Source organism: Klebsiella sp. C360 (genome assembly GCF_048822415.1).
In the GTDB taxonomy this organism is placed as follows: Bacteria; Pseudomonadota; Gammaproteobacteria; order Enterobacterales; family Enterobacteriaceae; genus Klebsiella; species Klebsiella quasipneumoniae.
On sequence record NZ_JBMEZZ010000027.1, the window covers coordinates 1 to 10,740 of the forward strand.

Annotated in this window: 6 protein-coding genes; all 6 read right to left on the reverse strand. The window is 54.6% G+C overall.

The features are described from left to right. Window positions 1–355 precede the first annotated feature (355 nt). Entirely contained in the window at window positions 356–922 is a 567-nt protein-coding gene (locus tag ACOI7D_RS27215) for a LuxR C-terminal-related transcriptional regulator (protein ID WP_004197678.1), read from the reverse strand. Window positions 923–1,046: 124 nt separating this feature from the next. Continuing rightward, on the reverse strand, window positions 1,047–2,690 hold the full coding sequence (gene pgm, locus ACOI7D_RS27220) for a phosphoglucomutase (alpha-D-glucose-1,6-bisphosphate-dependent) (RefSeq protein WP_004197675.1): 1,644 nt from the start codon (window positions 2,688–2,690) through the stop codon (window positions 1,047–1,049). 113 nt (window positions 2,691–2,803) lie between these two features. Next, window positions 2,804–5,251 carry a glycogen phosphorylase gene (glgP, locus tag ACOI7D_RS27225; RefSeq protein WP_023157975.1) on the reverse strand — a complete coding sequence of 816 codons (2,448 nt, stop codon included), beginning with the start codon at window positions 5,249–5,251 and terminating at the stop codon, window positions 2,804–2,806. An 18-nt stretch (window positions 5,252–5,269) separates the two neighbouring features. Continuing rightward, window positions 5,270–6,703 carry a glycogen synthase GlgA gene (gene glgA / locus ACOI7D_RS27230; protein ID WP_009653212.1) on the reverse strand — a complete coding sequence of 478 codons (1,434 nt, stop codon included), beginning with the start codon at window positions 6,701–6,703 and terminating at the stop codon, window positions 5,270–5,272. Window positions 6,704–6,791: 88 nt separating this feature from the next. Next, window positions 6,792–8,075: a glucose-1-phosphate adenylyltransferase gene (gene glgC, locus ACOI7D_RS27235; protein ID WP_004099051.1), complete on the reverse strand. Its 1,284-nt coding sequence runs from the start codon at window positions 8,073–8,075 to the stop codon at window positions 6,792–6,794. Between the two features lie 129 nt (window positions 8,076–8,204). Next, on the reverse strand, window positions 8,205–10,397 hold the full coding sequence (gene glgB / locus ACOI7D_RS27240) for a 1,4-alpha-glucan branching enzyme (RefSeq protein ID WP_004099052.1): 2,193 nt from the start codon (window positions 10,395–10,397) through the stop codon (window positions 8,205–8,207). Window positions 10,398–10,740 lie beyond the last annotated feature (343 nt).

Here is a 10,740-nt window from a genome sequence, read left to right on the forward strand (position 1 = left end):
GTGTGCGTCTTCACTAAACATACCCCCTCCCGCTACAGAATTTACATAACAGTTTTTTATAATAAAAAGATGAAATGCATAAATATATATCCCGTTTTTCCTCTGCCGCCCACCATTCACAGATAGAGGATATAATCCTATATTATTTATTGTATGCTTAAATCATTTGATGACTATGGTTTCATATATTTTCATCATGTTAGCACCCATGATGTATGTTTATTTTTTCTGAAGCATACCAATAATCAAACCCCGTTCAACATAACAACATAAAATAATTTATAACAAATTTAGTTGAAACTTAATATATGAAATAGTGACTTTCCATAAGCAGATCATTAGTTTATAGGGCATCCTAACGATGCAGGCTCCTCCTGGCAAAACTGTCGATGATGAGATTTTTTTTGCGGTATATTCCACTTATTTTGGTGGTATTCAGTTTATGCAAAACAATACCGACAAAAGACTGAACCGTTTTTTTGGAGATCAGCAGGCTACGGGAAATTTCATCTATCGAATAACCATTTAAAATCATATTGATAACATGTGTTTCTCTTTTGGTAAATGACAACTTGTCCCTCTTCAGATTGATCCCCATTTTTTTAAACGCCTGCCTCATCATGAGATATTCATTACCGCTTAATTCAGTGTCAATGCATACCGCTTCACGCCCTGTCCCGCTCATTCCTGACGCCGGTTTTAATAAAAAGATAAGATTGACCGGTGAAATGTGTAGGTACTTGAGACGTTCGGCATCGCCGGTGTTCAGCTCTGACTCCACAATCACCACATCGCTGTTGCTGAAGGCAATATCGCTGACCCGTGAAAACACAACCCTGTTGACGGAGAGGCTGTTGTCGCTGAACATACATTTCAGACCTACAAGCATGAAATTATTATTGGTAATAACATAGATATTCATATAGTCCCCGCAGCAATACCTTTTGCGAAGCGTCCCGTTCCTTATGTTCTGACAAAGTGGTGCCTGTATTGGTGTCGCCGGGTAACTATGACGTACTCCGGCTCAGCGGAGTACGTCAACTGCTCTACTGGTGCGCCGCTAGCACGCTATTCACGATTTCCACCGCTTCTTTCTCGATCTGCTTGCGATGTGCTTCCCCGAGGAAGCTCTCGCAGTAGATCTTGTAAGCGTCTTCCGTACCTGACGGTCGGGCGGCGAACCAGCCGTTGTCGGTCATCACTTTCAGGCCACCAATCGATGCGCCGTTGCCCGGCGCGGCGGTCAGACGCGCAGTGATCGGGTCACCCGCCAGCTGACTGGCCCTGACCATTTCCGGCGACAGCTTCGACAGCACCGCTTTCTGTGCGGAAGTGGCCGAAGCCTGCAGCCGGTTATAGCTCGGCGCGCCGAAGCGGGCGGCCAGTTCGTCGTAGTGCTCCTGCGGGTTTTTACCGGTGACGGCGGTGATTTCCGCCGCCAGCAGGCACATGATGATCCCGTCTTTGTCGGTCGACCACGGCGTTCCGTCAAAACGCAGGAACGAGGCGCCCGCGCTCTCTTCTCCGCCGAAGCCGAAGCTGCCGTCGAACAGGCCGTCAACAAACCATTTAAAGCCCACCGGCACTTCAACCAGCCTGCGGCCGAGGTCGTTCACCACACGGTCGATCATCGCGGAAGAGACCAGCGTCTTGCCCACCGCCACATCCTGGCCCCACTGCGGGCGATGCTGGAACAGGTAGTTAATCGCCACCGCCAGATAGTGGTTCGGGTTCATCAGCCCTGCCGGCGTGACGATGCCGTGACGGTCATAATCTGGATCGTTAGCAAAAGCCAGGTCAAACTTATCGCGCAGCGCCAGCAGGCCCGCCATTGCGCACTCAGATGAGCAGTCCATGCGAATGGCGCCGTCTTTATCCAGATGCATAAAGCGGAAGGTTTGATCGACGTGATCGTTGACGATAGTCAGGTCGAGCTTGTAGTGCCCGGCAATACGTTTCCAGTATTCGATACCGGACCCGCCCAGCGGATCGATCCCGAGCTTGAGGCCGGCTTTCTGAATTGCCGCCATGTCGACGATATCCGCCAGCCCTTCGATAAACGGCTGTACCAGATCCTGCTTTTTAACATGACCGGATGCCAGTGCCGCATCGAGGGAGATGCGCCTGACGCCCTGCAGACCCGAGGCCAGCAGTTCGTTAGCGCGATTCTCTACCACTTTGGTGACGTTGGTATCCGCCGGGCCGCCGTTCGGCGGGTTGTACTTAATACCGCCATCTTCCGGCGGGTTATGAGACGGCGTGATCACGATGCCGTCTGCCAGCGGACCACCTTTTTTGTTGTGCACCAGGATGGCATTGGAAATGGCCGGCGTCGGGGTGAAACCGTTGTGTTCCTGCACGATAACATCAACGCCGTTGGCCGCCAGCACTTCCAGTACGGAAATAAAGGCCGGTTCGGAGAGCGCGTGGGTATCTTTACCCACGTAGCAGGGACCGGTAATCCCGTTCCTGGCGCGGTCTTCCGCAATCGCCTGCGCGATCGCCAGAATATGCTGCTCATTGAAGTTATGGCGCCCTGCACTGCCACGATGGCCAGAGGTACCAAACTTCACCGCATGCTCCGCGTTGCCCGCTTCCGGCCTCAGTACGTAGTACTGCGCGGTCAGCTGAGCGACGTTAATCAAATCACTCTGTTGTGCAGGCTCCCCTGCGCGTTTACTGTCCGTCATTTTTCTCTCCTGTCATATCCGTCAGGCTTATTTATGTGTTGCTGCCGGGTCGCTCATCGACGGGGCCGGTCTCCTGCCACCCGCCCCGGCGTTTCCTGGTTGTCAGTACGCGCTCAGAGTTGCGTTTTGTCGATATACCAGATCTTTTGCGCATACTCCCGCACCGTACGGTCCGATGAAAAATAGCCCATGTGGGTTATGTTGAGCATCGCTTTGGCGGTCCACTCTTCCGGGGTTCGGTAGAGCGCATCCACCTTGTCCTGACAGTCAACATAGCTGCGGTAATCGGCCAGCACCTGATAGTGGTCGCCAAAGTTGATCAGCGAATCCAGCAGACCGCGATAGCGGCCCGGCTCCTGTGGGCTGAACACCCCGGTCCCCATCTGGGTCAGCGCCTGGCGCAGCTCTTGATCCTGGTCGTAGTAATCACGCGGCTGATAACCGTTGCTGCGCAGCGCCTCGACCTCTGCAGCGGTATTACCGAAGATAAAGATATTGTCCTCACCCACGTGCTCCAACATCTCAACGTTGGCGCCGTCCAGCGTGCCAATGGTCAGCGCACCGTTGAGGGCGAACTTCATATTACTGGTCCCGGAGGCTTCAGTCCCTGCCAGCGAAATCTGCTCAGAAAGGTCCGCGGCCGGAATGATCATCTGCGCCAGACTGACGCTGTAGTTGGGAATGAACACCACCTTTAGTCTGTCGCCAATCTGCGGATCGCTGTTGATGACTTTGGCGACGTCGTTTATCAGATGGATGATCTGTTTTGCCGTGTGGTAAGCGGACGCGGCTTTGCCGGCGAAAATCACCACTCGCGGCACCCATTCGGCCTGCGGGTCCGCCTTGATACGGTTGTAGCGGGTGATCACATGCAGCACATTCATCAGCTGGCGTTTATATTCGTGGATCCGTTTAATTTGCACATCAAACAGCGCGTTCGGGTTCACCACCACGCCCAGCTGACGGGCGATATAATCGGCCAGACGCTGTTTATTCGCCAGTTTGGCGGCGCTGACGGCCTGGTTAACCAGCGGATAATCCTGATATTCCCCCATTTCGCTCAGCTGGCTTAAATCCGTTCGCCAGGTCTGGCCGATATGGCGGTCCAGAACCGCGGCAAGGGACGGGTTAGCGGCAGCCAGCCAGCGGCGCGGCGTGACGCCGTTAGTCACGTTGGTGAAGCGGCGCGGAAAGATTCTGGCGAAATCGGCAAACAGCGACTCCACCATCAGCCGGGAGTGCAGTTCCGACACGCCGTTCACCTTGTAACTGACCACCACCGCCAGCCAGGCCATCCGTACGCGACGGTCGTTGGATTCATCGATAATCGAGGTCCGGCTCAGCAACGCAATATCATCGGGATAGTGCTCCTGCATGGTTTTCAGAAAATAGTCATTAATCTCGAAAATAATCTGCAAATGGCGCGGCAGGATTTTCCCCAGCATCTCGACCGGCCAGGTCTCCAGCGCCTCGCTCATCAGGGTATGGTTGGTGTAGGAGAAGACCTGACAGGTCACCCCGAAAGCGTCATCCCAGCTGAAGCGGTGTTCGTCAATCAGCAGACGCATCAGCTCCGGGATCGACAGCACCGGATGGGTGTCGTTGAGGTGGATAGCAATTTTATCTGCCAGGTTGTCATAGGTTTGATACAACTGGTAATGGCGAAAAAGAATATCCTGCACCGTCGCCGAAACGAGGAAATATTCCTGACGCAGGCGCAGCTCGCGCCCGGAGTAGGTCGAGTCGTCCGGATACAGTACCCGGGAGACGTTTTCGGAATGGTTTTTATCTTCTACCGCCGCGAAGTAATCTCCCTGATTAAATTTACCGAGGTTAATCTCGCTGCTGGCCTGGGCGCTCCACAAGCGCAGGGTGTTGGTGGCATCGGTTTCATAACCCGGGATAATCTGATCGTAGGCCACCGCGATGATCTCTTCGGTTTCCAGCCAGCGCGAGTTTTTCCCCTCATGCTGAATGCGCCCGCCAAAGCGCACGGTATAGCGGGTTTTATGGCGCTCGAATTCCCAGGGGTTACCGTACTCCAGCCAGTAGTCCGGTGACTCCATCTGCCGGCCGTCGATGATGTTTTGCTTGAACATGCCGTAGTCGTAGCGGATGCCGTAACCGCGTCCTGGCAGCCCCAGCGTGGCCAGGGAGTCGAGAAAACAGGCTGCCAGACGACCGAGACCGCCGTTGCCCAGGCCCGGGTCATTCTCTTCGTCAATCAGCTCTTCCAGATCCAGACCCATCCCGGCCAGCGCTGTTTTCACATCCTCATAGATGCCCAGCGACAGTAAGGCATTCGAGAGGGTACGGCCGATGAGAAACTCCATCGACAGATAATATACCTGGCGCGCCTGCTGCGAGATCCGCGCCCGATGCGCCCGCAACCAGCGCTCAACCAGCCGATCGCGCACGGCGAACAGCGTAGCATTGAGCCATTCATGCTTATTGGCAAGTGAAGGGTCTTTACCGAGAATAAACATGAGGTTATAAGCGATAGCATGCTGCAGCGCTTCTTCATTCAGCCTGGGTGAAATATAACTTATGCGTGGTTCCATTTTTCTTATCCGTAGCAATTAAATAATACGCTGATACAACAGGTGGAAAGACTTTGCGGCACTTTGCCAGCTAAAATCCATGCTCATCGCCTGCCGCTGCACGTAACGCCACAGCGAGGGACGCGACCACAGGACACTGGCCCGGTGGATAGCATGTAATAACGATTCCGTCTCGCTGTCGGTAAACACAAATCCGGTCGCGAGCCCGTCAACAAGGTTTTCGAGCGAACAGTCGGCGACGGTATCCGCCAGTCCGCCGGTACGGCGAACCAGCGGTAATGTGCCGTAGCGCAGACCATAAAGCTGGGTCAGACCGCAGGGTTCAAAACGGCTGGGCACCAGGATGACGTCGGCGCCGCCAATCATCTGATGCGACAGCGCCTCGTCGTAGCCGATCCGGATACTCACCTGCCCGGGGTATTGCGCCTCGGCGGTCAGAAAACGGGCCTGCAAATCCGGGTCCCCGGATCCCAGCAGCGCCAGCTGCCCTCCCTTAGATATAATTCCCGGCAGCGCGCCAAACAGAAGATCCAGCCCCTTCTGGCTGGTCAGCCGGCTCACAACGGTGAACAGCAGCGCCCGATCGTCCGCCTTCAGCCCCAGCGACGTCTGCAGCTGCTGCTTGTTCTTCGCTTTCTCCGCCAGTGAATTCTGGTCGTAAGGCGCTGCCAGCAGCGGATCGCGGCGCGGATCCCAGATATTTTTGTCAACCCCGTTCAGGATCCCCGACAGTCGCCCTTCCCGCTGACGTTGCCGCAGCAGCTCTTCCAGACCAAACGCGTACTGTGGTTCGGTAATTTCACGGGCATATGTCGGGCTGACGGTGGTGATATGGTCAGCGAAATAGAGACCCGCCTTAAGGAAGGAGATTTGCCCATTAAACTCCACCCCGTGCATCTGGAAGAACGACCACGGTAACGCGATCTCCGCCATATGCCGGGCCTGAAACAACCCCTGATAGGCAATGTTGTGCACCGTAAACACCGATTTGGCCGGGTTGCCGCGGGTGGCCAGATAAGCCGGGGTGAGACCCGCGTGCCAGTCATGGGCGTGGACGATTTCAGGACGCCAGAACGGGTCAAGACCACCGGCAAGCTCGGCCCCGACCCAGCTCAGCAACGCGAAACGCAGGACGTTATCAGGATAATCCTGCATCTGCTGGTTATGATAAGGATTACCCGTCCGGTCATAGAGATGCGGGGCATCAATCAGATAGATGCCCACACCGTTAAAATGGCCAAACAGCAGCGTCATCCGCCCGGCGAATGTCTCCCTGCTGGCCACCACCTGCGGATCCTGAACCCCGTTGCGGATCGCCGGAAACCCAGGCAGCAGCACGCGGGTATCCAGCCCCTCGGCAATTTGCGCCGCCGGGAGCGCGCCGGTGACGTCGGCCAGTCCGCCCGTTTTTAACAGCGGGAACATCTCTGCTCCTACATGTAAAACTTGCATGTATGCTCCTTATTATTCAGCCACAGAGACGACCCGCGACAGGGCAATATTTTCTCTGCCGCCGGACACGCTTTTTCCGCAAATGGGCTCATACCTCAAGTTTGTCCAGCATTTCTTTGGTAACCAGAACGATGCCTTCTTCCGAACGATAAAAGCGTCGCGCATCCTCAACGGCATTTTCGCCAATCACCGTCCCCTCCGGAATAACGCATCCCCGGTCGATCACGCAGCGTCTTATCCTGCAGGAGCGACCGACCCAGACGCCCGGTAATAAAACCGACGAATCAATATTACAGAACGAGTTAATCCGAACTCTGGAAAATAGAACCGACTGCACCACCACCGAGCCAGAAATAATACAGCCGCCGGAGACCAGAGAATTCATGGTCATGCCATGACTGCCGGAACGGTCCTGAACAAATTTGGCGCTGGGCAGCGATTCGACATAGGTACGGATAGGCCAGTTACGGTCATAAACGTCCAGCTCTGGCACTACTGAGGCTAAATCCAGATTCGCTTTCCAGTACGCCTCCAGGGTTCCGACATCGCGCCAGTATGGCTCGGCATTATTATCCGACTGAACGCAGGAGCGCGGGAACGGATGCGCATACGCTTCACCTGCCGCCGTTATCCTGGGAATAATATCTTTGCCAAAATCATGGGTGGAGTGTTCATCCCGATCGTCGTCTTCCAGCAGCTGGTAGAGATATTCCGCATCAAACACATAAATGCCCATACTGGCAAGCGAGCGGGTTTCATCGCCAGGAATGGTGGGCGGATTAGCCGGTTTTTCAACAAATTCAATGATTTTGTCATTCTCATCCACGGCCATGACGCCAAAAGCGCTTGCCTCTTCAACCGGGACCGGCAGGCAGGCCACGGTACAGCGCGCCCCTTTTTCAACGTGATCGAGCAGCATCCGCGAATAATCTTGTTTATAGATATGGTCCCCGGCCAGAATAACGACATATTCCGCATCATAGCGGCGGATAATATCCAGATTCTGGGTCACGGCATCCGCCGTCCCCCGATACCAGTTCTCACCATGCACCCGCTGCTGCGCCGGTAATAAATCCACGAACTCATTCATTTCTTCGTTAAAGAATGCCCAGCCGCGTTGAATATGCTGCACCAGTGAATGGGACTGATATTGTGTAATGACCCCGATACGTCTTATTCCGGAGTTAATACAATTCGATAAAGCAAAATCAATAATTCTGAATTTACCGCCGAAATGCACCGCAGGTTTTGCGCGAATAGTGGTCAGGTCTTTTAATCGTGTGCCACGTCCGCCGGCGAGGATCAGGGCCACGGATTTAAGCGGTAACTGGCGCGACAGCATTAAGTTGTCAGTATATTCAAGTTTACTCATAATAATGTCCTGCTATTAAATAAAAGCCATAAAAGAAAATAATGAAGAAAAAGCCTCACTCTTCTGCAAAATAATTCAGAAGTGATCACCTCCGGTAATAAGTCAGCTGCAATAAATCAGCTGCGCGTTTTATTGCCCTGCAGATTCCCGTACCAGCCAGATTGTCGCCAGCGGCGGCAGAGTCACCGACAGCGAATGCTCCCGACCGTGGCTGGCGATCGCCTCGCTTGCCACGCAGCCGCCGTTGCCGGTGTTGCTCCCGTGGTAGTGCATCGAGTCGGTGTTCAGCTCTTCACGCCAGCGCCCCGGCTGGTTAATCCCGAAGCGATAGCCGTGACGCGGTACTGGCGTGAAGTTGCTCGCCACGATTATCTCGTTCCCGGCTTTATCGCGACGGACAAAGATAAACACCGACCGTTCATGGTCATCCACAACAAGCCATTCAAAGCCGTAGGGGTCAAAATCCAGTTCGTGCAGTGCCTTATGGTGGCGATAGGTATGGTTCAGATCGCGCACCAGACGCTGCACCCCGTGATGCCAGTTGTCGCCCCCTTCCAGCAGATGCCAGTCGAGGCTGGCGTCGTGGTTCCACTCCCGCCCCTGGGCAAACTCGTTGCCCATAAACAGCAGCTTTTTACCGGGGAAGGCAAACAGCCAGCCGTAGTAGGCGCGCAGGTTGGCGAACTTCTGCCAGGCATCGCCAGGCATCCGGTCAAGAATCGATTTTTTGCCGTGAACCACTTCATCGTGTGACAGCGGCAACACGAAGTTTTCGGTGTAGTTGTAGAGCATCCCGAAGGTCATCTTGTCGTGATGATAACGACGATAGATGGGATCGAGCTGCATATAGTCGAGGGTGTCATGCATCCAGCCGAGGTTCCATTTGAACCAGAAGCCAAGACCGCCCGTCGAAGACGGTCGTGTAACCCCGGCGAAGTCGGTGGACTCCTCCGCCATCGTGACCGCTCCCGGCGTCTGCTCACCGAGCACACGGTTGGTATTGCGCAGAAATTCAATCGCTTCGAGGTTTTCCCGGCCGCCGTACTCATTGGGCACCCACTCCCCCTCTTTGCGGCTGTAGTCGCGGTAGATCATTGACGCAACCGCATCCACGCGCAGGGCGTCGATCCCGAAGCGTTCAATCCAGTACAGCGCGTTCCCGACCAGAAAGTTGCTGACTTCACGGCGACCGTAGTTGTAGATCAGCGTATTCCAGTCCTGGTGATAACCTTCTCGCGGGTCGCTGTGTTCATACAACGCGGTGCCGTCGAACGATGCCAGCGCAAAGTCATCCGACGGGAAGTGGCCCGGCACCCAGTCGAGGATCACGTTCAGACCCGCGGCATGGGCAGCATTCAGGAAGTAGCGGAAGTCTTCACGGGTACCAAAACGGCGGGTCGGCGCGTACAGCCCGGTGGGCTGATAGCCCCAGCTGCCGTCGAACGGATGTTCGTTTACCGGCAGCAGCTCCAGATGGGTGAAGCCCATCCACTTCGCGTAAGGCACCAGCTGGTCCGCCAGCTCGCGGTAGCTGAGCCAGAAATGGTTATCGGCGTGGCGGCGCCACGAGCCAAGGTGCACTTCATAAATCGAAATCGGTGCATCAAACTGGTTGGCCTGCTGACGGGACTGTGGCTGTTCGACCTTTTCCGGCATGCCGCAGATAAGCGACGCGCTTTCCGGGCGCATCTGTGCCTCAAAGGCATACGGGTCGGATTTCACCCGCAGGTGGCCGTGGGCGTCAATCAGCTCGAACTTATACAGCTGGCCGTTATGCGCGCCGGGGACAAACAGCTCCCAGATGCCGGACTCTTTGCGCAGACGCATCGGGTGGCGGCGGCCGTCCCAGTAGTTGAACTGTCCGACCACCGACACACGACGGGCGTTCGGCGCCCAGACGGAAAAACGCGTCCCGGTGACGCCGTCCATGGTGTCGGCATGGGCTCCCAGCGTCTCGTAGGGCCGCAGATGAGTCCCTTCAGCGAGCAGCCAGGCATCAAGCTCCTGCAGCAGCGGGCCAAAGCGATAGGGGTCGTCAATCAGGTTTTGCTGACCGTGCCAGGTGACGGCCAGCTGGTAACGAAAAGGATTTTTCCGGCGCGGCAGAACGCCGCTAAAGAACCCGCGTGTGTCGAGGCATTCGAGTTTACCGACTTTGCGCCCGGTTTTCGGTTCAATCACCCATACATCGGTGGCATCGGGTAATAATGCGCGCACTTCCAGACCCGCATCGGTTGAGTGCATGCCAAGCACGGAAAATGGATCGGAACAATGACCTGCGAGAAGTGCGGAGATCGCACTTTTTTCATTATAATCAGACATGGCAGTCACCCTACTATCATCCTGCGGAAAGAATTAAAACGCCTCTTCCTGCTTTATTGATCCGGTAATATTCCGCTGCATGCTACGCATCGAAATATCAACACGTTATTCCAGAGCCTTAAGACATGTCGGTTGTCCACAAATAGAGAGTGATTAACCTCCTGAGAAGTGAGTTAAATGCGCTGTACGACTTCTGTATTATCTGTCTTCAGAATAATTACTCCTGATTTTCTTTCTGTGAGTAAACACTCATTTCTATATTAATGGGGAAACTAATTTTTATTTCGTCACGAATGATGAGTTTCCTTCTGCTGAATTCGTCAGATCGTATATAAAAAAAGGC

Bases quoted from the DNA above. Each gene is read 5' to 3' on its own strand.
- glgP (WP_023157975.1), bottom strand. From the start codon at position 5,251: ATGGAACCACGCATAAGTTATATTTCACCCAGGCTGAATGAAGAAGCG.
- glgA (WP_009653212.1), bottom strand. From the start codon at position 6,703: ATGCAAGTTTTACATGTAGGAGCAGAGATGTTCCCGCTGTTAAAAACG.
- ACOI7D_RS27215 (WP_004197678.1), bottom strand. From the start codon at position 922: ATGAATATCTATGTTATTACCAATAATAATTTCATGCTTGTAGGTCTG.
- glgC (WP_004099051.1), bottom strand. From the start codon at position 8,075: ATGAGTAAACTTGAATATACTGACAACTTAATGCTGTCGCGCCAGTTA.
- glgB (WP_004099052.1), bottom strand. From the start codon at position 10,397: ATGTCTGATTATAATGAAAAAAGTGCGATCTCCGCACTTCTCGCAGGT.
- pgm (WP_004197675.1), bottom strand. From the start codon at position 2,690: ATGACGGACAGTAAACGCGCAGGGGAGCCTGCACAACAGAGTGATTTG.